Annotated in this window: 20 protein-coding genes and 1 tRNA gene; 9 read left to right on the plus strand and 12 right to left on the minus strand. The window is 70.3% G+C overall.

The window, feature by feature from the left end; all coding sequences use genetic code 11:
• Positions 1-42: 42 nt before the first annotated feature.
• From LPW41_RS14170 to LPW41_RS14185, 4 genes are all read right to left on the minus strand, one after another.
• Positions 43-240 carry a hypothetical protein gene (locus LPW41_RS14170; RefSeq protein WP_144833059.1) on the minus strand — a complete coding sequence of 66 codons (198 nt, stop codon included), beginning with the start codon at positions 238-240 and terminating at the stop codon, positions 43-45.
• A 95-nt stretch (positions 241-335) separates the two neighbouring features.
• Complete coding sequence (locus tag LPW41_RS14175) at positions 336-1,376, minus strand: aldo/keto reductase (protein WP_230705175.1); 1,041 nt, start codon at positions 1,374-1,376, stop codon at positions 336-338.
• 35 nt (positions 1,377-1,411) lie between these two features.
• Positions 1,412-2,449: a methionine synthase gene (locus LPW41_RS14180; protein ID WP_144833062.1), complete on the minus strand. Its 1,038-nt coding sequence runs from the start codon at positions 2,447-2,449 to the stop codon at positions 1,412-1,414.
• Positions 2,450-2,469: 20 nt separating this feature from the next.
• Entirely contained in the window at positions 2,470-3,456 is a 987-nt protein-coding gene (locus LPW41_RS14185) for a putative oxygenase MesX (protein WP_230705176.1), read from the minus strand.
• A 116-nt stretch (positions 3,457-3,572) separates the two neighbouring features.
• Here LPW41_RS14185 and LPW41_RS14190 point away from each other — a divergent pair, with 116 nt between their 5' ends.
• Both LPW41_RS14190 and LPW41_RS14195 read left to right on the plus strand, forming a co-directional pair.
• Positions 3,573-4,514, plus strand: a complete 942-nt coding sequence (locus LPW41_RS14190; RefSeq protein WP_154097442.1) for a LysR family transcriptional regulator — start codon at positions 3,573-3,575, stop codon at positions 4,512-4,514.
• A 64-nt stretch (positions 4,515-4,578) separates the two neighbouring features.
• Positions 4,579-5,772 (plus strand): low temperature requirement protein A, encoded by a 1,194-nt coding sequence (locus tag LPW41_RS14195; protein ID WP_154097443.1) that lies wholly within the window; start codon positions 4,579-4,581, stop codon positions 5,770-5,772.
• 85 nt (positions 5,773-5,857) lie between these two features.
• Here the strand turns inward: LPW41_RS14195 and LPW41_RS14200 are convergent.
• From LPW41_RS14200 to LPW41_RS14210, 3 genes are all read right to left on the minus strand, one after another.
• Positions 5,858-5,930: transfer RNA gene (locus LPW41_RS14200), tRNA-Lys, on the minus strand.
• A gap of 40 nt (positions 5,931-5,970) precedes the next feature.
• Complete coding sequence (locus tag LPW41_RS14205) at positions 5,971-6,990, minus strand: iron chelate uptake ABC transporter family permease subunit (protein ID WP_230705177.1); 1,020 nt, start codon at positions 6,988-6,990, stop codon at positions 5,971-5,973.
• The gene (locus LPW41_RS14210) at positions 6,963-8,009 is read right to left on the minus strand and encodes an iron ABC transporter permease (protein WP_230705178.1); all 1,047 of its coding nucleotides are present in this window, start codon (positions 8,007-8,009) and stop codon (positions 6,963-6,965) included. Before LPW41_RS14210 ends, LPW41_RS14205 begins: the two co-directional genes overlap by 28 nt.
• 23 nt (positions 8,010-8,032) lie before the next feature.
• Here LPW41_RS14210 and LPW41_RS14215 point away from each other — a divergent pair, with 23 nt between their 5' ends.
• Positions 8,033-9,076 carry an iron-siderophore ABC transporter substrate-binding protein gene (locus tag LPW41_RS14215; protein ID WP_230705179.1) on the plus strand — a complete coding sequence of 348 codons (1,044 nt, stop codon included), beginning with the start codon at positions 8,033-8,035 and terminating at the stop codon, positions 9,074-9,076.
• A 105-nt stretch (positions 9,077-9,181) separates the two neighbouring features.
• Here the strand turns inward: LPW41_RS14215 and LPW41_RS14220 are convergent, their stop codons facing one another.
• Positions 9,182-9,859, minus strand: a complete 678-nt coding sequence (locus LPW41_RS14220; protein WP_144833073.1) for a fasciclin domain-containing protein — start codon at positions 9,857-9,859, stop codon at positions 9,182-9,184.
• A gap of 313 nt (positions 9,860-10,172) precedes the next feature.
• Here LPW41_RS14220 and sigK point away from each other — a divergent pair, with 313 nt between their 5' ends.
• The 4 genes from sigK (at position 10,173) to LPW41_RS14240 (ending at position 13,379) form a co-directional block, all read left to right on the plus strand.
• Complete coding sequence (gene sigK, locus LPW41_RS14225) at positions 10,173-10,775, plus strand: ECF RNA polymerase sigma factor SigK (RefSeq protein WP_230705180.1); 603 nt, start codon at positions 10,173-10,175, stop codon at positions 10,773-10,775.
• Complete coding sequence (locus LPW41_RS14230; RefSeq protein WP_144833077.1) at positions 10,772-11,590, plus strand: anti-sigma factor; 819 nt, start codon at positions 10,772-10,774, stop codon at positions 11,588-11,590. The genes sigK and LPW41_RS14230 overlap by 4 nt, the downstream gene beginning before the upstream one ends.
• Before the next feature lie 55 nt (positions 11,591-11,645).
• Positions 11,646-12,284: a DNA-directed RNA polymerase subunit beta gene (locus LPW41_RS14235; protein ID WP_154097445.1), complete on the plus strand. Its 639-nt coding sequence runs from the start codon at positions 11,646-11,648 to the stop codon at positions 12,282-12,284.
• A gap of 210 nt (positions 12,285-12,494) precedes the next feature.
• Positions 12,495-13,379, plus strand: coding sequence for an aminotransferase class IV (locus LPW41_RS14240; RefSeq protein ID WP_154097446.1), 885 nt, complete (start codon positions 12,495-12,497; stop codon positions 13,377-13,379).
• 110 nt (positions 13,380-13,489) lie between these two features.
• Here the strand turns inward: LPW41_RS14240 and pstB are convergent, their stop codons facing one another.
• From pstB to LPW41_RS14260, 4 genes are all read right to left on the minus strand, one after another.
• Entirely contained in the window at positions 13,490-14,269 is a 780-nt protein-coding gene (pstB, locus tag LPW41_RS14245) for a phosphate ABC transporter ATP-binding protein PstB (RefSeq protein ID WP_144833083.1), read from the minus strand.
• 20 nt (positions 14,270-14,289) lie between these two features.
• Complete coding sequence (gene pstA, locus LPW41_RS14250; protein WP_144833085.1) at positions 14,290-15,372, minus strand: phosphate ABC transporter permease PstA; 1,083 nt, start codon at positions 15,370-15,372, stop codon at positions 14,290-14,292.
• On the minus strand, positions 15,369-16,394 hold the full coding sequence (gene pstC / locus LPW41_RS14255) for a phosphate ABC transporter permease subunit PstC (protein ID WP_144833087.1): 1,026 nt from the start codon (positions 16,392-16,394) through the stop codon (positions 15,369-15,371). The genes pstA and pstC overlap by 4 nt, the downstream gene beginning before the upstream one ends.
• A gap of 155 nt (positions 16,395-16,549) precedes the next feature.
• On the minus strand, positions 16,550-17,680 hold the full coding sequence (locus tag LPW41_RS14260) for a PstS family phosphate ABC transporter substrate-binding protein (protein WP_144833089.1): 1,131 nt from the start codon (positions 17,678-17,680) through the stop codon (positions 16,550-16,552).
• Positions 17,681-17,837: 157 nt separating this feature from the next.
• Between LPW41_RS14260 and LPW41_RS14265 the strand changes: the two genes are divergently transcribed.
• Together LPW41_RS14265 and LPW41_RS14270 are read left to right on the plus strand one after the other, a co-directional pair.
• A complete protein-coding gene (locus LPW41_RS14265; RefSeq protein ID WP_144833091.1) occupies positions 17,838-21,782 on the plus strand; it encodes a Pls/PosA family non-ribosomal peptide synthetase in 3,945 nt (1,314 codons plus the stop codon).
• Positions 21,779-23,074 carry a M1 family metallopeptidase gene (locus LPW41_RS14270; RefSeq protein ID WP_230705181.1) on the plus strand — a complete coding sequence of 432 codons (1,296 nt, stop codon included), beginning with the start codon at positions 21,779-21,781 and terminating at the stop codon, positions 23,072-23,074. Before LPW41_RS14265 ends, LPW41_RS14270 begins: the two co-directional genes overlap by 4 nt.
• Positions 23,075-23,627 lie beyond the last annotated feature (553 nt).

The raw sequence follows: 23,627 nt of genomic DNA on the forward strand, positions 1-23,627 counted from the left end.
CTCACCCGGAGGGTACGAGGGTCGCGTGAACGCCGGGAGAACTCAGCGCGTGTTCGTGCGGACGCCGCGCTGTTTGCTCATCTTCGCGATCACCTTGCGGCGGATCTTCTGCACCTTCGGGTCCTTCCAGACCCGGTAGGCGACGGTCCCCGCGGCGGCGGCGCGCCCGATGGCCGTGCGGGCGATGACGGCGCCCGCGAGGGCGACCGCTCCGGTCCCGATCCAACGTCCGACTCCCATGGTGACTCCTCTGCTCGCGTCGTGAGGTGTCCACCCCACACGATCGAGCAGCGGATGCCGTGCCGCTTGCGTCACCGCGGGCGATATGCCTGCGCTCAGCGGACGGCGGCGCCCACGGGGGCGGCGAACGGCTCCAGGGCGGCGATCACGTCGTCGGAGAGCGTGGCCTTGCTCGCGTGCACCGCGTCGTCGACCTGGCTCGGACGCGAGGCGCCGATGATCGCGGTGGTGACCACGGGGTCGCGCAGCACCCATGCCACCGCCAGCTGCGGGATCGACAGTCCCGCCTCGCGGGCGACGCCCTCGATGCCGCGGATGCGCTCGAGGTAGTCGTCGGTGAGGGCGCTGCCGTCGAGGAAGCGGCTGTCAGCGGCGCGCGAGTCGGCCGGAACGGTGCCGTCGAGGTACTTGGCCGTCAGCAGACCCTGAGCGAGCGGCGAGAACACCGCGCTGCCGACGCCGAGGTCGCGCAGCGTCGGGAACAGGTCGGCCTCGGGCGTGCGGTCGAACAGCGAGTACCGCGGCTGGTGCACGAACAGGCGCACGCCCTCGGCGGCGAGCAGCTCGTACGCGCGGCGGGTGAGGTCGGCGGGGTAGTTCGAGATGCCGACGTAGAGCGCCTTGCCGCTGCGCACGATGTCGGCGAGGGCGGTGACCGTCTCTTCGATGGGCGTCTCGGGGTCGACGCGGTGCGAGTAGAACACGTCGACGTAGTCGGTGCGCATGCGGGTGAGGCTCTGGTCGAGGGAGCGCATCAGGTACTTGCGGGATCCGCCGTCGCCGTAGGGGCCGGGCCACATGTCGTAGCCGGCCTTCGTCGAGAGGAACAGCTCGTCGCGGTAGGGGCGCAGGTGGCTGTCGAGAACGGTGCCGAACGTCGACTCGGCGGCGCCGTAGGGCGGGCCGTAGTTGTTGGCGAGGTCGACGTGCACGACCCCGCGGTCGAACGCGTGCAGGAGGATCTCGCGCTGCGAGTCGAGCGTGCGGCCGCTGCCGAAGTTCTGCCACAGACCGAGAGAGATGCGGGGTAGACGGATGCCGCTGACACCCGCCCGCGCGAACGGGACGTCGTCGTACCGTGCGGTCGACGCGGAGAAGGCGGAGGTCAGGCGGGGGTCATCGGCAGCGATGGGCATGGACCGACTCTGCCACGGATGACCCGGTGCGCGCGTCAGGCCGGGACGCGCGCCAGTTCGTCGCGCAGGATGCGGGCGCCGGCGGAGAGCGCGCTCATCTTGTCGAACGCGACCTGGCGCGGCAGGGGGGCCATGCCGCAGTTCGAGCTCGCGATCAGCTTGTCGGCGTCGACGAACTCCAGGGCGCGCCGCAGCGTGTCGGCGACCTCGTCGGGCGTCTCGATGTCGTGGCCGGCCACGTCGACGGCGCCGAGCATGACCTTCTTGCCGCGGATGAGCTCGATCACATCGATCGGCACGTGCGAATTGTGGCTCTCGAGCGACACGATGTCGATACTCGAGCTCTGCAGCAGCGGGAACGACTGCTCGTACTGGCGCCACTCCGCGCCGAGCGTGGCCTTCCAATCGGTGTTGGCCTTGATGCCGTAGCCGTAGCAGATGTGCACGGCCGTCTCGGCGCGCAGGCCCTCGACCGCGCGCTCGAGGGCGGCGATGCCCCAATCCTTCGTCTCGTCGAAGAAGACGTTGAACGCGGGCTCGTCGAACTGGATGATGTCGACGCCCACCGCCTCGAGCTCCTTGGCCTCCTGGTTGAGGATGGTCGCGAACTCCCAGGCGAGCTTCTCTCGGCTGCGGTAGTGGCGATCGGCGAGGGTGTCGATCATGGTCATCGGCCCGGGAAGGGCCCACTTGATCGGGCGATCCGTCTGCTGCCGCAGGAAAGCGGCATCCGCGACGAACACCGGCTGACGACGGCCGACCGCGCCGACGACGGTGGGCACGCTCGCGTCGTAGCGGTCGCGGATGCGCACGGTCTCTCGGTTCTCGAAGTCGACGCCCTCGAGGTGCTCGATGAAGGTCGTGACGAAGTGCTGACGCGTCTGCTCGCCGTCGCTGACGATGTCGATGCCGCGGCGCTCCTGCTCCTGGACGGCGGCGCGCAGGGCGTCGTGCTGGCCCTCGGCGAGGGTGTCGCCCTCGAGCTCCCAGGGCGACCAGAGCACCTCGGGGCGGGCGAGCCACGAGGGCTTGGGGAGGCTGCCGACGAGGGCGGTGGGGATGAGCGCGTTCACGGTGGGGGTCTCCGGGGAAGTCATCGGGTCGGGAGGGCGTCGGCGACGAGCCAGGCGTCGAGCACCGCGCGGTGCGGCGTCACGAAGTGCTCCTCGGTGTAGCGGCCCTGCGTGATGCCGAGGCGGCTGCGCTCCTCGCGGTCGTAGGCGATATCGGTGCGCGTGAAGTCGCCGTGCTCGAGGGTCGGACGGAAGACCTCGCCGGCCGGGGAGTGGGCGTTGTAGATCTCGGGGCGGTAGATCTTCTGGAACGTCTCCATCGTGGCGATCGTGCCGGCCAGCTGTAGGTCGGTGTAGTCGGCGAGCAGGTCGCCCTCGAAGTAGAACGCCAGGGGAGCGACGCTGCCGTGCGGCATGAAGTAGCGCACCTGCAGGCCCATCTTGCCGAAGTACTCGTCGGTGAGGCTGAAGCTGTCCTGCTCGTACTCGAAGCCGAGCACGGGGTGCTCGACGCCGGTGCGGCGGTAGGTGCGGCTCGTCGAGACGCTGATGCACACGACGGGCGACTGCGCGTAGCGCTCGCGGTAGGCGGTGGAGCCCAGGAAGTGCTGGAAGAGCTTGCCGTGCAGGATGCCGAAGTCCTCGGGCAGGGTGAAGGGCTTGCCGTCCGCGTTGGCCGCCGGCAGCAGCACGCTGAAGTCGTAGTCGCGCAGGTACGACGAGAAGTTGTTGCCGACGATGCCCTGGTGGCGCTCGCCGGTGGTGGTGTCGACGACGTGGATGTCGAGCACCTCCAGCAGCGGGAACTCGCGGTCGGCGCCGGCGTCGTCGTCGAACTGCAGGTGGGCCGAGACGATGTCGAGCTCGACGCTGTACGTATCCGCGCCGCCGCCGACGAGGTCGTTCACGCGGCGGTCGATCATCGCGAGGGCGTTGCGCAGGTTCTGCTGGCGGTGCTCGCCCCGGGCGAGGTTGGCGAAGTTGGTGGTGATCCGCGAGCTGCTCGACGGCGCGTAGTCCTCGTCGAAGCGGGTGCTGGAGATGCGGAACGTGATGTCGTTCGCCATGGCAAGCCAATCGAGAAGGGCCGGGTGGGCCGTGCGGTGATCGTGTCTTCATGGTGCGCTTCGACCGGAGTCATCGGGTAATTCCGTTGAACTATGCAGAGGTATAGCCTTCGACTATGGCTAGGCGATCGAGCGGCATCACCCTGCAGCAGCTGCAGTACTTCATCGAGGTCGCGGCCGAGGGCTCGATCAGCGCGGCGGCCGACCTGCTGTTCGTCGCGCAACCCACGATGTCGGCGGCGATGCGCGACCTCGAGACGCGCGTCGGTCGCGACCTGCTCACCCGCTCCGCGCGCGGGGTCACGCTGACCGTCGACGGTGTGGAGTTCCTCGGCTACGCCCGCCAGGTCGTCGAGCAGGCCGAGCTGCTCGAGCAGCGCTACCTGGGGCGCCCGCCTTCGCGTCGCCTGCTCGGCGTCTCGGCGCAGCACTACTCGTTCGTCGTCGACGCGTTCGTGCGGATGGTGAAGGCGACGGATGCCGCGGAGTACGAGTTCTCCCTGCGCGAGACCCGCACCTTCGACATCATCGAAGACGTGCGCACCCTGCGCAGTGAGGTCGGCGTGCTCTTCCGCAACGACTTCAACCGCAACGTGCTCGACAAGCTGCTGCGGGACTCGGGACTCGCCTTCCATCCGCTCTTCCGCGCCGAACCGCACATCTTCGTCTCGCGGCGCAATCCTCTCGCCGGGCGCGAGCGCGCGAGTCTCGACGACCTCGCCGACCTGCCGCGCCTGACCTTCGACCAGGGCGCGAACAACTCGTTCTACTTCGCCGAGGAGATCCTCTCGACCCTGTCGAGCCGCCAGGAGATCCGCGTCTCGGATCGCGCCACGATCTTCAACCTCATGATCGGCCTCGACGGCTACACGATCTCGACCGGCATCATCAGTGACGACCTCGACCCCGAGATCGTCGCCGTGCCCCTCGAGGTCGACGAGCGCATCGAGATCGGCTGGATCGGTCGCACGGCCATCCCCCTCACCGAGCAGGCGCAGCGCTACCTCGCCGAGATGCGCGCCGTGGTGGCGGAGTTCGGGGTCGAGCTGATCGGCTGACGGCCGGCTCGGGTCGGTGAGCGGTTCGCCGTCGTGACCCGACGCGTCGGTGCCAGGATGAGGCATGGCATTCGGGATGGCCCGCGACGTGTTGCGCCCCACGGACTCCTCGCGCGCGGACCGGGTGACGTACGTCGAGCTGTTCTTCGACTTGATGTTCGTTCTCGCGCTGACGCAGTTGTCCGCCTACCTCTTCGAGAACCAGACTCCGCTCGGCGCGTTCGAGGGCGTCATCATGGTGTGCGCGCTGTGGTGGGCGTGGGTGTCGACCACCTGGGTGACCAATTGGCTCGACCCTGTGAAGCTTCCCGTGCGCGGAGTGGTCGTCGCTCTGGGGTTCGTCGCGCTCGTGATGAGCGTCTCGATCGCGGAGGCCTTCGGTGATCGAGCGTGGGCGTTCGCCGTGGCGTACGTCGTCCTGCAGATCGGGCGCACGGGGTTCATCGTGTGGGCGACCGTTCGTCACGACCGGCGGGTGGCGCACGATTTCGCTCTGATCCTCGGATGGACCGTCGTCGGGGGCGCCCTCTGGATCGTCGGTGCCGTGCTGCCCCCTGCCGGGCAGCTGCCGTTGTGGACCGCGGCGCTCGCTCTCGAACTGCTCGGCACGATCCTGGGGTACCCGATACCGGGTCGAGGAAAAGTGCGGCTGCAGTCGTGGGATCTGTCCGGCCCCCACATCGCCGAACGCACGGCGCTCTTCGTCCTCATCGCGGTCGGCGAGGGATTGCTCGTCACCGGCCTCACCTTCGTCGAGAAGGAGTCGTCCGCGTCATCGGTGGCGTCGCTGGTGACCGCGTTCGTCGCCGCCGCGGCGGCGTGGTGGATCTACTTCGATCACGGCGAGCGCGTCGGCGCTGAGGCGATCGAGGCGTCGGACGAACCAGGCCGACTCGCTCGCACGGCGTACACCTGGGTGCACCTTCCGATCATCGGCGGGATCGTGTTGCTGAGTGTGGGCGACAAGGAAATGCTTTCGCATCCCGACCAGCGAAGTGCCGCCGCGACCATCGTCATCGTCGGCGGGCCCCTCCTCTTCCTCGCGGGCACCGTGCTGTTCCGGCGCACCCTCGAACGGCGGTGGCCGAGAGCTCAGCTGTTCGGCCTCGTCGGTCTGGCCGTGCTTGCGGGGATGGCCCTTCTCTTGCCTGTCCTCGACGCGCTCGGATTGTCGATCGCGGCCGCGATCCTTCTCGCCGGTGTCGCAGCCGCCGAGACCGTCGAGCGGGTGCGTCGTGGGCGCAGAGCGGGGGGATGAACGCACCTCTGGCGGCGCAAGCGCGCGACGGCGGCGGAGAGCGTCGCGTCCGGTCCGACGGCGTAGTGCTCCGAGAGGGAGAGAGTGGGCCCGGAGGGGCTCGAACCCTCGACCCGCGGATTAAAAGTCCGATGCTCTGCCAACTGAGCTACAGGCCCTGATGTCTCCAGCGTACCGGGCGCGAACGGGCCCGCGTGTTCACCGGCGCGTGCGCGCCACGATCCAGAACAGGTACGCCCCGCCCACCACGCCCGTGACGAGCCCGACCGGGATCTGCAGGGGAGCGAGCGCCCGCTGCGCCACGACGTCGGCGATGAGCAGCACCGTCGCGCCGATCGCGGCCGACCCGACGAGGGGGATGCCGCTGGTGCCCATCACCCTCCTCGCCAGCTGGGGTGCGGCGAGGGCGACGAAGCCGATCGGTCCCGCGACGGCGGTGGCCGTGCCGGTCAGCAGCGCGGCCACGACGATGAGCACCAGCTTGGCGCGGCCCGTGCGCACACCCAGCGAGCGGGCGGTGTCGTCGCCCAGTTCGAGCGCGCGGACCTCGCGGTGCACGACGACCAGCACCGTCGACAGCACGATCAGCGAGGCGAGGAGCAGGGCGACGTCGGATGCCGAAGCGGCCACGAGACTGCCGAAGAGCCACTGCGTCGCGTTGCGCGCGATCTCGAGCGGCGCACGTGTGAGCAGGTAGTCGTTGACGGCCGAGAGCAGCATGCTGAGCGCGATCCCCGCGAGGATCGTCTTCTCGCGCGAGATCCCGACCCGCCGGGCGATCATCATGACGACCACGACCGTGAGCAGCCCGCCCATCCACGCACCGGCCGCCGGCGAGGCGGTGGGAGCGATGAGGGTCAGCCCGATCAACGCCCCGGTGGCCGAGCCGGCGCTGAAGCCGACGATGTCGGGGCTCGCGAGCGAATTGCGGGCGAGGGTCTGAAACACCGCCCCGGCGAGCCCGAGGGCGGCACCGATCGCGAGCGCGGCCGAGATCCGGGGAACCCGCAGGCCCAGCACGACGAGCGAGGTGCGCGCATCGCCCGTGCCGGAGAGGGCGGATGCCACGTCTCCCACCGACGCCTGGAACGAACCCGTCGTCAGCCCGACCACTGCCGCCACCGCGGCGACGACCAGCGTCACGCCGAGGGCGATGACGGGACGGCGGGAGCGGCGTCGCACGAGCGCGGTCACGTCGTCTTCCGCAAGATCAGCCACAGCAGCAGGGGCGCGCCGACGAAGGCGGCGACGATCCCCGCCTCCACCTCGCCGGGAAGCGCGATGACGCGACCGACGACGTCGCTCGCGAGCGTCAGGGTGGCGCCGCCGACCGCCGCGAGGGGGAGTGAGGAGCGAAGGCCACCGCTCGCCGATCCGCGGACGAGGTGCGCGACCAGCAGTCCGATGAACGCGAGGGGGCCGGCCGCGGAGGTGGCCGCCGCGCAGAGGATGGTGATCGCGGCACCCGCGCCGAGGATCACCGGGAGCGGGGAAACGCCGAGTGCTCGGGCGAGGTCGTCACCGAGACGCAGCTGATCGAGGCCGCGCGCGACGACGACCGCCAGCACGATGCCCACGACGGCGAACGGGAGCAGCTGCGCGGCGACGCCGGGATCGCGTCGCTCGAACGAACCGACCGCCCAGAAGCGGAACGACTCGAACGTGTCGTCGTCCGCGAGCGTGATGATGCGGACGAGCGCGCCGAGGCAGGCACTGAGGGCGACCCCCGCGAGCACGAGCCCGACGGTGTCGGTGCGTCGCCCGGGTCGGGCGGCGAGGGTGACGAGCACGGCCGAGCCGGCTGCCCCCGCGAAGGCGAACCAGACGTAGCCGCTCGCGGTCCCGATGCCGAACACGGCGATCGCGACGACGACGCCGAGGGCGGCGCCCGCGTTCACCCCGAGAAGTCCGGGGTCGGCGAGCGGGTTGCGGGTGAGCGCCTGCATGAGCACCCCGGCCACGCCGAGGCACGCGCCCGCGAACACGGCGGTGATCGTGCGCGGCAGGCGCAGCTGGTGCACGATGACGCCCGCGGCATCCGTGCGATTCGAGAACAGCGCCGAGACGACGTCGGGCGGCGAGAGTGGCCGTGATCCGACGGCGAGACTCGCCACGATCACGCCCATCAAGACGACGGTGAGGCCCAGCGTGACGACGGCGATGCGCGCTCGCGAGCGGCGACGCAGGCGCGCCGGGGAGTCGGCATCCGCAGACACGGCCGGGTGGATGTCGAGCACAAAGGTAAGGATAACCTAACCTTGTGACTGCTTTTCGTTCCCTGTCTTCCCGCCACCGTTTCCGTCCCCTCGTCGCCGCTCTCGGTGCCGTCGCCGTCGTCGCCCTCGCGGGCTGCGCCGGCCCTGCCGCCCCCACCTCGAAGGTGGATGCCGAAGCCGCGGCGACCGGAGAGTGGGTCGTCTCGCGCGACCTCGAGCCGGGCATGGGGTCCGACGAGGCCGACGGCGTCTTCCCCCGCGAGGTGACGCACTTCGAGGGGGTCACCGAGGTCCCGGCTGCGCCGACGCGCATCGCGGTGGTCTCGACGGGGCAGCTCGATGCGGTGCTCGCGCTCGGCGACGTCCCCGTCGCCGCGACCCGGGCCGAGAACAGCGGGCTCGTCCCGCAGTACCTGCGCGACGCGTTCGCCGACGACGCGGCGTCGCTCGACGCGATGACCGACATCGGAGAACGCACCGAGCCCGACCTCGAGGCCATCGCGCAGGCGGCGCCCGACCTCATCCTCATCAACTCGACACGCGGCGAGGCGCTCTACGACGCGCTGTCGGCGATCGCGCCGACGGTGGTGACGAAGGGCAACGGAGTGAACTGGAAGAGCGACTTCCTGCTGATCGCCGACGCCCTGGGCGACGAGGGAGCGGCTCGCGGTGTGCTGGATGCGCTGCAGAGCGACAGCGCGGACTTCGCCGCGACGCACGCCGTAGAGGAGCCGACGGTGTCGTTCCTGCAGTCGACCGGCGATCGCACGCGCATCATGGGCGTGCCCTCGTTCGCGGGCGGGATCGCTCAAGACCTCGGTCTCGGACGCCCGGAGTCGCAGCGGTTCGACGAGACGTCGCAGGAGATCAGCGCCGAGCAGATCGACCTCGCCGACGCCGATCACGTGTTCTACGGGGGAACAGGGCAGGGTGTCTCGTTCATCGAGGACGCCCCGCTGTGGTCGACGCTCTCCGCCGTCGCAGACGGGAAGACGACGATCGTCGACTTCGACCCCTGGTTCATGAACGCCGGCCCCGTCGCGGCACGGCTCGTGCAAGACGAGATCGTCCGCGTCCTAGGTTCGTGACGAACGAAAGCGAGCGCCGGACCCCCTCGCCTGGGGTCCGGCGCTCGCCGTCAGGATCGATCACTCAGTGATCGGTCGGATGCGCGTCGCCGCGCGTCCGAGGACTTACATCGGGGGCATCAGCACCGAGTCGATGAGGTACACCGTGGCGTTGGCCGTCTGGACGCCACCGCAGATGACGTTGGTCGAGCCGTTGACGGTGATCGCGTCACCCGAGCCGGCGACGGTCACGTCCTGGCCCTCGACGGTGGTGTGGGTGCCGTCGATCTCGCTGGGCGAGAGCTGGCCGGGGACCACGTGGTACGTGAGGATCTTGGTCAGGGTGGCCGAGTCGGTCTTCAGCGAGTCGATGGTCGCGGCGTCGATCTTGGCGAACGCGTCGTCGACGGGGGCGAAGACGGTGAACTCGCTGCCGTTCAGGGTGTCGACCAGGTTCACGTCGGGGTTCAGCTGGCCCGAGACGGCTGCGGTGAGCGTCTTGAGCAGCGGGTTGTTCGACGCGGCGACGGCGACCGGGTCAGCGGCCATGCCCTCGACCGAACCGGCACCGGACGGAACGGCGGCGGCGTAGTCGGCGCAACCGGGGCCCACGAGGTTGGAGGCCGGGTCCATGGCGCTGGACGACGCCGACATCGACGGCGATGCGGACATCGACGGCATCGACGAGGACTCGTCGGTGGTGGAGCCGCCAGCGGTGGAGCCGCCCGAGCAGGCGGTGAGTGCGAAGGCCGAGCCCAGAACGAGGGCGAGACCAGCAATAACGGGCTTCTTGTTGGTGAGCATGACATTCCTCCGAAATCGTCCGGATCGCGTCTGCGACCCGTCAGGGACACCCCGGTGCGAGGGGCGGTTCGCCGTGGAGCGGCTTACACAGGGCATTCGGGACCCCCGTCGCATCGGATTGCGGAATGTTGCGATTCGCCCGGCGTCACGGCATCCGGACGACGATAAATACCAGATCAGAGGGGTGAAAATGTTCCCGAGAATATTTTTGGACGAGTTTGCTTCGCGCCGGAGAAGGGGGCGGGAAGGCCGCGGGCGCTAGCTCACGCGCGACGCGCGCGCACGCACGCGTGCCCACGCGGAGACGTACGCAATGATGGGACGCATGGTGATCGACGGCTTCGACCTCCCCGATGAGGGGCCTGCGCCTGCCGATCACGTCGGTGCCTTGCTGCAGCGCGTGGCCGACGGCGACCGCTCCGCTTTCGCCGAGCTCTACGACACGCTGTCCCCTCGAGTGTTCGGTCTCATCCTGCGCGTGCTCGTCGACCGGTCGCAGAGCGAAGAGGTTCTGCAGGAGGTCTTCCTCGAAATCTGGCAATCCGCTGCGCGGTTCACTCCGAACAGAGGGCAAGGAAGATCGTGGATTCTCACGATCGCGCACCGTCGAGCGGTGGACCGCGTGCGGTCATCGCAGTCGAGCGTGGATCGCGATGTGCGCGCAGGATTCCGCGATATGGATGTCGCTTACGACGCCGTATCGGAAAAAGTAGAGATGAAAATAGAAGGGCGGCGCGTCGTCGATGCACTGGCGGCGCTTCCCGAAGCACAGAAGGAAGCACTCACGCTGGCCTATTTCGGTGGGTACAGCCAAAGTGAGATCGCAACCCTCGTCGGGGCACCGCTCGGCACGATCAAGACCAGGATGCGCGACGGCCTGTCGCGCTTGAGGATGGAAATGGGGGTGGACAAGTGAACGAGAGGGACTTCGCCGACCTCGCCGTCGGACACGCGCTCAACGCGCTCTCCGAGGCTGATGAGCGCGCGTACCAGGAGGCTCTCGCGGGGAACCCGAACTGGGACCACCACGTACGCCACGCCGTCGATGCGGTCGCCGCGATCGGCGACTCCGTCGAGCCCGTCGAGCCCCCGCCGTCCGTGCGTGCGTCGCTGTTCGCCCGCATCTCCGAGCTCCCGCAGGACTCAGCGGTATCCACATCTCCGAACGAATCCGTCGTCGACGACGAGGATTACGCCGCGGCCGGGCCCGCCGTCATCGAGCCCGAGCGCGAGGCTGTCACGGTCGGCGCGTCGTCGGCCTCCGGCTGGGGTGCCCGCCGCTGGTTCGCGCTTGCCGCGTCGTTCGCCGCCGTCCTCGTCCTCGGTTTCGGCGCCGTCACCGTCAGTCAGCTGTTCGCCCCGCCCGCCGCGGTCGTGGCCCTCCAGCAGATCGAAGACGCGCCCGACGCGCAGTCGGCCTCGGCCACCATGCCCGACGGCACGGTCGCCACGGCCCACTGGTCGCCCTCGAGCGGCAAGAGCGTGCTCGTCGCCGACGGCATGCCGGCGCTGCCCGACGGCAAGACCTACGAACTGTGGTTCGTCCGCGGTGAGGACCAGATCGCGATCCCGGCCGGGATCTTCGAGCCGGATGCCGACGGCAACGCCACGGCCCAGCTCACGGGCGAGATGCACAGCGGTGACGTCATCGCCGTGACCGTCGAACCCGCCGGCGGTTCGCCCGACGGCACGCCGAGCTCGGCCCCCGTGCTCGCTGTCGCCACGGCGTGAGTCGCCCCGCCTGAGCCCGGCCCGGCCTCCGGGGCCGACGCTCTAGCCTGGATGCATGAGCGATTCCCCCCGCGAGTTCCACAAGCCGGTCCGGCGCCCCGCCGAGCTCTTCGACCGCCTGTTCTCCGCCGAGGACCCCGCCGAGGTGTCGCGCGTCGCGCACAGCACCGCTCAGGCGCTGCTGTCCCGAGTGCGGGCCGACCCCAGCATCGACGTAGTCGAACGTCTCGTCGCCTTCACCGACGACCACGGCATCGACGACATCGCCGAGCTGTGGTCGCGCTCGCCCGCGCGGTCGCTTCCCGGGGCACTGTGGCGGCTCTACCTGCTGCAGCTCATGATCCACGACGACGCCCCGACCGCCGCCCTGCTGTACGAGCGTGGCCGGGTCGAGATGGCGACGGTGGATGCCGTGGTGGCCGGGGCCCCGGCTCCCGCCGGACCCGAAGAGCTCGTGGCGCTCATCGACACCATCCTGCGCGGTCTCTTCGAGGGGGACTTCGCCGTCGCCCTCGATCGCGCGGCGGCGTTCTGCCGGGTGCAGGCGGCGGGCTCGACCCACCTCGCCGACGACTACGAGAACACCGAGTCGGAGCGGGCGAGTGCCCTGACCACGCGCGCCCTGCGGCTGGCGACCTACGCCGAAGATCTCTCGGCATCCGCCGCTCTCTGGCGCCGCGACGCGTTGACGTGAGCGCTCCGCGGGAGAACACACCGCGGAAAAGAAAAGTGCCGGACCGCAGAACGCCTCTCGGCGCAAGGCCGCTCAGAGCGGCAGAAGATGGAGCCCGGGGTTACTGCGGCCCGGCATGAAGAGTGTAACAAGACCGGCGCGGTGGCATTCCCTCCGACAGCCCCGTTGACAAGCCCCGGGCGTGTCGTTTCCCGCGTCTAGGCTCGCGGTATGGCTTGGCGTTCCGCTCTTCTGCTCGACCCCGCGGCATCCGACGACACCCGAGAGGACTGGGACGCGACCTTCCGCGTCGTCGACCCCGACGGGCCCGTCCTTCCGCTCGGAGAGCTGAGCGCCCAGCGCGGCGACGGGATCTTCGAGTCGCTCGGCGTCGTCGACGGGCACGTGCAGGAGGTGGGCCCGCACCTGGCCCGCCTCGCGCGCTCCGCCGAGCTCTGCGAGCTGCCCGCGCCGAACCCCGCGCAGTGGCGGGCGGCGATCGCCCGCGTCGCGACCGAGGCGGGCTCGGGCGAGAACGTCATGAAGCTCGTCCTGAGCCGCGGAGTGGAGCAGGGCCCGACCCCGACCGCGTGGATCACGCTCGCCACGGCGCCCGACAACTCCCGCTCCCGGAGCGAGGGTGTCGACGTCGTCACCCTCGACCGCGGCTACGCCCTCGACGCCCCCGCGCACGCGCCGTGGCTGCAGCTGGGTGCCAAGACGCTGTCGTACGGCGTGAACATGGCGGCCATCCGCGAGGCCCAACGGCGCGGAGCCGACGACGCCGTCTTCGTCACCACCGACGGATTCGTGCTCGAGGCTCCCACGGCATCCGTCGTCCTGCGCGTCGGAGATCGCTTCGCGACCCCGTCGCCCGCCGCCGGCATCCTGCACGGCACGACCCAGCTGAGTCTGTTCTCGTTCCTCGAGGCGCGCGGCTTCTCGACGGCGTACGAGACGGTCCCGGTGACCGATCTCACGACGGCGGATGCCGCGTGGCTGCTGTCGAGCGTGCGGCTCGCCGCCCCGATCCGCTCCGTCGACGGCACGTCGGTTCCGGTCGACCGCGCGTTCACCGACGAGCTGAACGCCTACCTGCTGAGCCCGCGCGACTGAGCCCGCGCGACTGAGCCCGCGGGACTGAGCCCGCGGGACTGAGCCTGCGGGACTGAGGCGTGAACGACGAAGGCCCCGCCGGAGCGGGGCCTTCGCGGTGCGCTGGGTGCTTATCCGAAGCGACCCGAGACGTAGTCCTCGGTCGCCTGGACGCTGGGCGCGGTGAAGATCGACGCGGTGTCGTTGTACTCGATGAGCTTTCCGGGCTTGCCGGTGCCGGCGATGTTGAAGAACGCCGTCTTGTCGCTCACGCGCGAGGCCTGCTGCATGTTGTGCGTCACGATCACGATGGTGTACTCGCTCTTCAGCTCGCCGATCAGCTCCTCGATCGCGAACGTCGAGATGGGGTCGAGGGCCGAGCAGGGCTCGTCCATCAGCAGCACGTCGGGCGAGACGGCGATGGCGCGCGCGATGCACAGACGCTGCTGCTGACCGCCCGAGAGGCCGCCGCCGGGCTTGTCGAGGCGGTCCTTGACCTCGTTCCAGAGGTTGGCGCCCTGCAGCGACTTCTCGACGAGGGCGTCGGCGTCGCTGCGTGACATGCGCTTGTCGTTGAGCTTCGCGCCGGCCAGCACGTTCTCGCGGATCGACATGGTCGGGAACGGGTTGGGGCGCTGGAAGACCATGCCGACGTGACGACGCACGAGCACGGGGTCGACGCCGGGACCGTAGAGGTCGTCGCCGTCGATGAGCACGCGGCCCTTGACGTGACCGCCGGGGATGACCTCGTGCATGCGGTTCAGCGTGCGCAGGAACGTGGACTTGCCGCAGCCCGAGGGACCGATGAACGCGGTGACCGAGCGGGGCTCGATGTCGATCGAGACGCCCTCGACCGCGAGGAAGTCGCTGTAGTAGACGTTGAGGTCCTGGACCTCGATGCTCTTGGACACGAGTGAGTGCCTTTCTGGGCTCAGCGCGCCTTGGGCGCGAACACCGCCGCCACGATACGGGCGATCAGGTTGAAGATGACGACGAGGACGACGAGCAGGAAGGCGGCACCCCAGGCGTTGGCCTGCGACGCGTCGATGTCCTGCCCGGGGAAGCTGTACGCGGTGTACGCCATGACGGGGAGCGTCTGCATGGGGCCGTCGAAGGGGTTGGCGTTGAAGTTGTCGGTGAAGCTGGCGGCGATGAAGATCGGCGCGGTCTCACCCACCACGCGGGCCACGGCGAGAACGACGCCGGTGATGATTCCGGATGCCGCGGTGCGCAGGACGACCTTGATGATCGTCGCCGACCGCGGCACGCCCAGGGCGAGGGACGCCTCGCGCAGGTCGGCGGGGACCAGGCGCAGCATCTCTTCGGTCGAGCGGATGACGATGGGGATCATCAGCACGCAGAGGGCGATGGATGCCGAGAAGCCGCTGAACGCCTTCGGACCGATGACCAGGCTGAACAGCGAGAACGCGAACAGACCGGCGACGATCGAGGGGATGCCCGTCATCACGTCGACGAGGAAGGTGATGGCGCGACGCAGCGGGTTGTTCGGCTGCGCGTACTCGACGAGGTAGACCGCGGCGAGGATGCCGATCGGCACGGAGATGAGCGCGGCGATGCCCGTGATGATCAGCGTTCCGGCGATGGCCTGCCACGCACCCGCCGTGGCGACGACCTCGAGGGTGTTCGGGTCGAACGTGGATCCGCCGGTCTGGGTGATGAAGTTCCAGTTGACGACCGCGAGTCCCTTGGAGACGACGGTCCAGAGGGTCGAGATCAGTGGGGCCACGGCCAGCAGGAACGCGACGGTGACGAGGCCGCGCACCACCCGGTCGACGGCCTTGCGCCGGTTCTCGACGATGGTGGAGCCGACGCCGATCGCGATGAGGTAGATGATCGCCGTGATGATCAGCCAGGTCGCGAGGTTGAAGCCGCCGAGCAGCAGCTGCACGCCGGCGACGACGATCGCGACGCCCACGAGCATCATCGGCTCGATGTAGCGGGGGAGCTGCCCGCTGGTCAGCGCCAGGGGAGCGGAGGGGGCCGTGACGGTCATGAACGCTTGCCCTTCTTGCGGCCCTTGGACCCGGGTCCGGTCGCACCGATGATGTAGCGGGCGAACATGTTGACCGCGAGCGACACGACGAACAGCATCAGGCCCGTGCCGATCAGCGCCGAGCGCTGCAGGTCGGTGGCGATGGGGAAGTTCAGCGCGATGTTGGCGGCGATGGTTTGCGAGTTGTACCCGTCGGTGAGCAGGAGCACCGAGTAGATGAGGCTGGGTGACACGATCAGCGCGATGGCCATGGTCTCGCCGAGCGCGCGACCCAGGCCGAGCAGCGTGGCCGAGACCATGCCGCTGCGGGCGTAGGGGAAGACCGACAGGCGGATCATCTCCCACCGCGTCGCGCCGAGGGCGAGGGCCGCCTCTTCGTGCAGGCGCGGGGTCTGCAGGAACACCTCGCGGGTGATCGAGGTGACGATCGGGAGGATCATCACGGCGAGCACCACGCCACCGGTGAGCATCGTCGAGCCGGTGGACGAGACCGGACCCTGGAACAGCGGGATCCAGCCGAGGTACTGGTTGAGAAACTCGCCGACCGGCAGCAGCAGGGGGCGCATGACGATGATGCCCCAGAGGCCGAAGACGATCGAGGGGACCGCGGCCAGCAGGTCGACGATGTAGCCCAGGAATCCGGCGATGCGGCGCGGGGCGTAGTGCGAGATGAACAGCGCGATGCCGATCGCGACCGGAGCGCCGATGACCATGGCGATGAGCGCCGCCCAGATGCTGCCGAACAGCAGCGGGCCGACGTACTGCCAGAAGTTGGTCCACTGGCCGTTCTGGTAGCCGGCGAGATCGCCCTCGGTCCAGTTGCCGGTGATGGCGGGGAGGCCGCGCAGGATCAGGAAGATCGCGACGCCGGCGAGGATGATCATGATCGACACCGCGGCGGTGGTCGACAGACCGAGGAAGACGGAGTCGCCGACGCGACGCTTGCCGACGATGCTCGAGCGAGGCTGCGACGGCGGCGGGGAGGCGGGCGAGGTCTCGGGTTCGGTGACGGTGTCAGTCACGGGGGACCTCACGCTCGGCACGGGTCATGGGTTCTCCTCGATCGGGTGTTCTCTGAGGATTTCGGCTCAGCGGAGCGTTCGACGGTGGTCGACCGTTCCGATCAGCCCGGCCCGGCCCGCAGTGGATGCGAGCCGGGCCGAGTCCGACGAGATGTTTACTTGATGGCCGACAGGGTCTCCTGCGCGGCCTCGAGGACCGACTCGGGCAGCGGAGCCGAGCCGGCGTTCTTGGCGGCGACCTGCTGACCGAGGGTGCTGGTGATGAAGCCGAGGTACGACTTCACGAGCTCGGCCTGCTTGGCGTCCTTGAACGAGGTGCAGGTGATCGCGTACGACACGAGCGGGATCGGGTAGGTCTCGGCGGTGAGCTTCGAGTAGTCGAACTTCTTCGACAGGTCACCCGTCACACCGTTGCTGGCCTCGACGGCCGCGAGGTCGAAGGTCTTCGAGACGGCCTCGCCGCTGTACGCGATGGCCGTGCCGTCCTGGACGATCGACGCCGCGTTCAGGTCGCCGATGGCCGAGTGGTCGGCGTAGCCGATGGTGCCCGTGCCGGCCTTGACGGCCTCGACGACGCCCGAGCCACCCTTCTGCTTCGACACGTTGCCCTCGATCGGCCAGTCCTTACCGGCCGGGGAGGTCCACACCGACGACTGGGTCGCGGCGAGGTAGTTGGTGAAGTTCGTGGTCGTGCCCGAGCCGTCCGAGCGCGCGACGGTGGTGATGGGGCCGGCGGCGAGCGCGGTGCCGTTGTCGGCCGTGATGGCCGGGTCGGACCAGTCGGTGATCTGCAGCGCGAAGATCTTCGCGATGGTCTCGCCCGAGAGCTTGAGGTCGGTGACGCCGGGGATGTTGAAGATGATCGCGACGCCATCGAGGTAGATGGGGATGTTCACGCCACCCTCGGTGCACAGCGCCTTCGACTGGGTGGTCTGGTCGGCGGTGAGGGGAGCGTCGGAGCCGGCGAAGTCGTAGGCGCCGCTCAGGAAGTTGGTGACACCGCCGCCGGAGCCCTGCGACTTGTCGTAGTTGATCGTGACACCCTTGGCCTGGGCGTTGTACGCGGCGGTCCACGCGGCCTGCGCGTTCGACTGAGCGCTCGAGCCGCCCGACGTGATGGTGCCCGTGAGGGCGGTGTCGACCGTGAATGCCACGCCGGAGTCGGAGGGGGAGGCCGAGGCGCCGGCGGCGTCGCCACCGGAGGCCGAGGGGCCGGCGCAACCGGCGAGCGCGAGAGAGGCCACGGCGGCCACGGTGCCCAGCTGGGCGAGGCGGGAGATCTTCACTGTGTGAATCCTTCGGATGTCGGGAACTGGAAACCCGGTGCAGGGCTCTCCGGCACGGTAAACAGCGACTGCTAACAGACTGCGTTGTGCGGGTGAACGGGAGGTGAACCGGGTACGCCGTTCCGGGGCGTTTTCCTGGGCGTTGTACTGTTCGCCCGTGACGACACCCGCCTTCGCCGCACAGGCCCCGCTCGATCGAACGGACGCCGCTGCCCCCGCCCGCACGTTGATCGACCTCCTCAGCGACGTCGCGTCGCGGCATCCGGAAGCCTCGGCGATCGACGACGGATCGGGCGCGCTGAGCTACCGCGAACTGCTGGCGCGCGTGTGGCGCACGGCCGCGGCGCTGCACGCCGCCGGGGTGCGCCGCGGAGACCGCGTGGGCGTGCGGATGCCGTCGGGCTCGAAGGAGCTGTACGTGTCGATCCTCGCGGTGATGGCGGCCGGGGCGGCCTACGTGCCCGTCGACGCCGACGACCCCGACGAGCGCGCGCGCCTGGTGTTCGGCGAGGCGGGGGTGAAAGGCATCGTGGCGGGTGACGGGGAGTTCGTCGCAAGCGATCCGGATGCCGACCTCGTGCGCCTGTACGAGGGCGACGCGCCCCACCCGAGCACCAACGCGGTCCCCGTGGTCGCGCCCCCGGGCGTCGACGACGACGCGTGGATCATCTTCACCTCCGGCTCCACCGGGGTGCCCAAGGGAGTCGCCGTCTCGCACCGGTCGGCGGCGGCGTTCGTCGAGGCGGAGGGACGCATCTTCCTGCAGGGCGACCCGTTGGGTCCGGGCGACCGGGTGCTCGCCGGACTGAGCGTCGCCTTCGACGCCTCGTGCGAGGAGATGTGGCTGGCCTGGGGGCACGGCGCGTGCCTCGTGCCGGCGCCGCGCTCGCTCGTGCGCTCGGGGGAAGACCTCGCCCCGTGGCTGCTGCGCCAGAGCATCACCGTCGTGTCGACGGTGCCGACGCTCGCGGCGATGTGGCCGGCGGATTCGATCGAGAACGTGCGCCTGCTGATCTTCGGTGGTGAGGCGTGCCCGCCTGAACTGGCGGCGCGACTCGTCGCGGAGGGGCGCGAGGTGTGGAACACCTACGGCCCCACCGAGGCCACCGTCGTCGCGTGCGCGGCGCTGCTGGACGGATCGCTCCCCGTGCGCATCGGCCTGCCGCTCGACGGCTGGTCGCTCGCGGTGGTCGACGCCGAGGGCCTGCCGGTCGGCGAGGGCGAGGTGGGAGAGCTCATCATCGGCGGCGTGGGCCTCGCCCGCTACCTCGACCCCGCGAAGGACGCGGAGAAGTACGCGCCGATGCCGACGTTGGGATGGGAGCGGGCCTACCGATCGGGTGACCTCGTGCGCTTCGACCCGGCGGGCCTGGTGTTCCAGGGGCGCGCCGACGACCAGGTGAAGGTCGGCGGTCGACGCATCGAGCTCGGCGAGGTCGAGTCGGCGCTGCAGGACCTGCCCGATGTCAGCGCCGCGACGGTCGCGGTGCGCACCACCGAGGCCGGGGTGCCGGTGCTCGTGGGTTACCTCGTCATGGAGGAGGGGATGGAGCTCGATCGGTCCGCCGCGCGGACGGCGCTCGCCGAGCGGCTGCCCGCGGCGACCATCCCCCTGCTCGGCGTCGTCGACGCCCTGCCGGTACGCACCTCCGGAAAGGTCGACCGCGCCGCGCTGCCGTGGCCGTTGCCCGGCGTCGAGACGCCCGCGGCCACCGACTTCTCCGCCGACGAGGCGTGGTTGGCCGAGCAGTGGCAGGCCGTGCTGGGGCTGCCCGTCACCGACCGCAAGACCGACTTCTTCGACCTCGGAGGCGGCTCGCTCGCCGCCGCGCAGCTGGTCTCGCGCATCCGCGCGCGCGTGCCGGAGTTCTCGGTCGCCGACATCTACGACGTGCCGCGCCTGGGCGCGATGGCGAAGGCCCTCGGTCCGCAGCTCAAGGACGAGGCGCCCGCGTCGTTCCATCGGGCCGCGCCCACCCCGCGATCGACCCAGTGGGTGCAGACGCTGCTCGGAGCGCCGCTGTTCATCCTGTCGGGCGTGCGCTGGGTGCTGTACTTGCTCACGGCATCCGCGATCTTGCAGACCGTGCCCGGCTTCGAGGTGCTGCCCTCCGTTTCCTGGCCCGTGCTCGGCATCGGCCTGCTGATCTTCTCGACCCCGTTCGGGCGCATGGCCATCGCCGTGGCATCCGCTCGCCTCCTGCTGGCCGGGGTGCGCCCCGGCGACTATCCGCGCGGCGGCGGGGTGCACATCCGCCTGTGGCTGGCGGAGCAGATCGCCGACCAGGTGGATGCCGTCGGCCTGGCCGGAGCGCCGTGGGTGTCGTACTACGCGCGGGCCCTGGGGGCGCGCATCGGCCGCGACGTGGACCTGCACGCCCTGCCGCCCGTGACGGGGATGCTCGTGATCGGCGACGGCGCCTCGATCGAGCCGGAGGTCGATCTGACCGGGTACTGGATCGACGGCGACCTCGTGCGCATCGGCCAGGTGCGCATCGGGGCCGGGGCGACGGTCGGCGCGCGATCTACTCTCGCGCCCGGCACCCGCATCGGTCGACGGGCCGAGATCGCGCCGGGCTCCGCGGTGTTCGGTCGGGTCAAGGCCGACCAGTCGTGGGCCGGCTCGCCCGCCGAACGGGTGGGCGGGATCGCACGGGACTGGCCGCGCGAGCGGCCCGCCGCCCCCACGCGATGGTTGTGGGCGTACGCGGTATCGGCCGTCGTGCTCGCTCTGCTGCCGCTCGCCGCTTTCACCGTCGGAGGACTCGTGCTCGCCCAGGGGCTGCGCGGCAGCGCGGATCTCGCGCAGGCCGTCGGGGCGGCGTTCGCCTGGCTCGTTCCGGCCGTGGCCGTGACGGGGCTCGTGTTCGCGGCATCCGTCGTGCTGCTCGTGCGCCTGTTGTCGATCGGGCTCGTCGAGGGCCCCCACCCGGTGCGCAGCCGCGTCGCCTGGCAGGCGTGGACGATCGAGCGACTGCTCGACGCCGCGCGCACGATCCTCTTCCCGCTGTACTCGTCGCTGTTCACGCCGATATGGCTGCGCATGCTGGGCGCGCGCGTGGGTCGCGACGTCGAGGCCTCGACCGTGCTGCTCATTCCGTCCATGGCGCGCATCGAAGACGGCGCGTTCCTCGCCGACGACACGATGATCGCCTCGTACGAGCTGCACGGCGGATGGATGCGCATCGGCCCCGTGCGCATCGGCAAGCGCGCCTTCCTCGGCAACTCCGGTATGGCAGCCCCCGGCCACCGCGTGCCTCGCGACGGACTGGTCGCGGTGCTCTCGGCCGCCCCGCCCAAGGCGAAGGCGGGGTCGTCGTGGCTCGGTTCACCCGCCGTGCGCCTGCGTCGCCTGTCGGCGGAGGGCGACGAGTCGCGCACGTACCGGCCCACCGCCGGTCTGCGGCTCGCGCGCACGCTGTGGGAGCTGTGCCGCTTCGTGCCCGTCGTCGTCACCTGCGCCATCGGGTTGGGCGTGCTGTTCGCGCTCGCCGCGCTGTGGGACACGGTCGGTCCGGTGGGGACGCTGCTGCTCTCGGGCATCGTGCTGCTGGCCGCGGGAGCCGTGGCCGCCGGGGTGTCGACCGCGGCCAAGTGGGCGATCGTGGGTGTCATCCGGGCGGGCGAGCAGCCGCTGTGGTCGAGTTTCGTCTGGCGCACCGAGGTGTCGGACACCTTCACCGAGATGGTCGCCGCTCCCTGGTTCGCCCGCGCGGCCGCGGGGACGCCCGCGCTCGCCGTGTGGCTGCGCACCCTCGGTGCCAAGATCGGCCGGGGCGTGTGGTGCGACAGCTACTGGCTGCCCGAGCCCGACCTGGTCACTTTGGGCGACGCGTCAACCGTCAACCGCGGATGCGTGGTTCAGACGCATCTGTTCCATGATCGAATCATGAGCATGGACACCGTCGAGTTGGAACCGGGTTCCACGCTCGGCCCCCACAGCGTCGTGCTGCCCGCCTCGACCCTCGGGGCGCACGCCACGGTCGGACCCGCGTCGCTCGTCATGCGCGGAGAGACGGTGCCCGTCGGTTCGCGGTGGAGCGGCAACCCCATCGGCCCCTGGCGCGCGGTCAAGGTGCGCGCCTACCAGTCGACCTCGTGAGCGCCGACGCCTACGCTCCGCAGAGCGGCGATCTCTCGTACGACGTGACGTCGTACGACCTGGTACTCGGATACCGCGTTCGCACGAACCGCCTCGACGGGGTGGCCACCATCTCCGCGGTCGCCCGCCAACCCGTGACCTCGTTCGCGCTCGATTTGGTCGGACTCCGCACCACGCGGGTGAAGGTCAATGGAGAGGCGGTGCGCTTCACTCCGGGGCCCCGCGTGCTCCGGGTGACGCCGGCGCGGGGACTCAGCGCCGGGGAGGCGTTCGAGATCGAAGTGGCGTACGCGGGTGCGCCCGCGCCGCGGCGGTCGCGGTGGGGCGCGGTCGGGTGGGAGGAGCTCACCGACGGCGCCCTCGTGGCGGGGCAGCCCGTCGGAGCCCCCACGTGGTTCCCCTGCAACGACCGGCCCGACAACCGGGCTGCGATGCGGATCGAGATCACCGTCGACGACGGCTACACCGCGGTCGCCACGGGAGTCGAGGGCGTCAGCTCGCGTCGAGGAGGTCGGGTGACCACGACGTTCGTCTCCGACGTGCCGACCGCCACCTACCTCGCCGCCGTGCACGTGGGGCGCTATCGCACGCGCCCGCTCGCGGGCTCCGGCACCGGGGTCGTTCCCGCCGTGACGGTGAGCGCGCCGCCCTCCCTCACCGCTGCCGTCGATCGCGCCTTCGCGCCGGTGCCCGAGATGCTGCGGCTCTTCGACACCCTGTTCGGGCCGTACCCCCAGCCCGCGTGCACGCTGGTGGTGACGGCCGACGAGCTCGAGATCCCCCTCGAGGCCCAGGGTCTCGCCGTCTTCGGAATGAACCACCTCGTTCCCGCCGCCCAGCGCCTCGTCGCGCACGAGCTCGCGCACCAGTGGTTCGGAAACAGCGTGGGGCTGGCGCGCTGGAGCGACATCTGGCTCAACGAGGGCTTCGCCTGCTACGCGGAGTGGCTGTGGTCGGAGCACTCGGGCGGACCGAGGGTGCAGACCTGCGTGGGCGAGTACCACGCGCGCCTGGCGGCGAAACCGCGCGATCTGCTGCTGGTGGATCCCGGGCCCGACGACATGTTCGACGATCGGGTCTACAAGCGCGGGGCGCTCACCCTTCACGCGGTGCGCCGTCAGCTGGGCGACGCCGCCTTCTTCGACCTGCTGCGGTCGTGGACCGCCGAGCACCGCCACGCCCTCGTCACCACCGATGACTTCCGTCGCGCCGTCGAGCGCGCCGGGGGAGCGGATGCCGCGGCGACGCTGTCGCGCTGGATCGATTCCGAGGCTCTGCCGCCCCAGCCTTGACCGGGTGATGCGGCCTGGGCAGTTCGTCGTTCGCGTGGCCCGGCTGTCGTTTCCGACCGCCGATGCGGAGATGCCCGTGCGCTCGCACTCGGCGTGAGCGCGCCTGCTCAAGGCGGGTGCGTCTGCTCGAGGCGCGCGCGGCTGCTCAGCGCGGGTGCTGATGCCGACCGCGGACCGCCGACACGGGGACGCGCGCCTGCACCGAGCGCGAGTGCGTCTCCACAACGCGGGCAGGCCTGACGGGCGCGGGTGCAGGGCGGTGCGCGCCCGGGGTGTGGGGATGAGTCGCTGAGGGCGTGGGTGCGCTTGCCGGGTGCGGGTGCGGGGCGGCACGCGTCAGAAGGTTGGGTGTCGATCGGCGCGGGCGCGGGCGCGTCTGCTCGAGGCGAGCGCATCGGCGCGGGCGCGGGTGCGCCTGCTCGAGGCGAGGGCGTGTGTTCGATGCGGGCGCGTCTGCGAGGCGTGCGGGGAGGGAGGAGCGCGCGCGGGGAGGAGCGCGCGCAGGGAGGCGTGGGTGCGGGGTGGTGCGTGTGTCAGAAGGGTGGGGGTGTGC

This window comes from Microbacterium sp. JC 701 (assembly GCF_021026215.1).
Taxonomy (GTDB): Bacteria; Actinomycetota; Actinomycetes; order Actinomycetales; family Microbacteriaceae; genus Microbacterium; species Microbacterium algihabitans.

What these genes read in the sequence shown, in the direction of transcription:
- LPW41_RS14170 (WP_144833059.1), bottom strand. Translation starts at nt 240, where the DNA reads ATGGGAGTCGGACGTTGGATCGGGACCGGAGCGGTCGCCCTCGCGGGC.
- LPW41_RS14175 (WP_230705175.1), bottom strand. Translation starts at nt 1,376, where the DNA reads ATGCCCATCGCTGCCGATGACCCCCGCCTGACCTCCGCCTTCTCCGCG.
- LPW41_RS14185 (WP_230705176.1), bottom strand. Translation starts at nt 3,456, where the DNA reads ATGGCGAACGACATCACGTTCCGCATCTCCAGCACCCGCTTCGACGAG.
- LPW41_RS14190 (WP_154097442.1), top strand. Translation starts at nt 3,573, where the DNA reads ATGGCTAGGCGATCGAGCGGCATCACCCTGCAGCAGCTGCAGTACTTC.
- LPW41_RS14195 (WP_154097443.1), top strand. Translation starts at nt 4,579, where the DNA reads ATGGCATTCGGGATGGCCCGCGACGTGTTGCGCCCCACGGACTCCTCG.
- LPW41_RS14220 (WP_144833073.1), bottom strand. Translation starts at nt 9,859, where the DNA reads ATGCTCACCAACAAGAAGCCCGTTATTGCTGGTCTCGCCCTCGTTCTG.
- sigK (WP_230705180.1), top strand. Translation starts at nt 10,173, where the DNA reads ATGATGGGACGCATGGTGATCGACGGCTTCGACCTCCCCGATGAGGGG.
- LPW41_RS14235 (WP_154097445.1), top strand. Translation starts at nt 11,646, where the DNA reads ATGAGCGATTCCCCCCGCGAGTTCCACAAGCCGGTCCGGCGCCCCGCC.
- LPW41_RS14240 (WP_154097446.1), top strand. Translation starts at nt 12,495, where the DNA reads ATGGCTTGGCGTTCCGCTCTTCTGCTCGACCCCGCGGCATCCGACGAC.
- pstA (WP_144833085.1), bottom strand. Translation starts at nt 15,372, where the DNA reads ATGACCGTCACGGCCCCCTCCGCTCCCCTGGCGCTGACCAGCGGGCAG.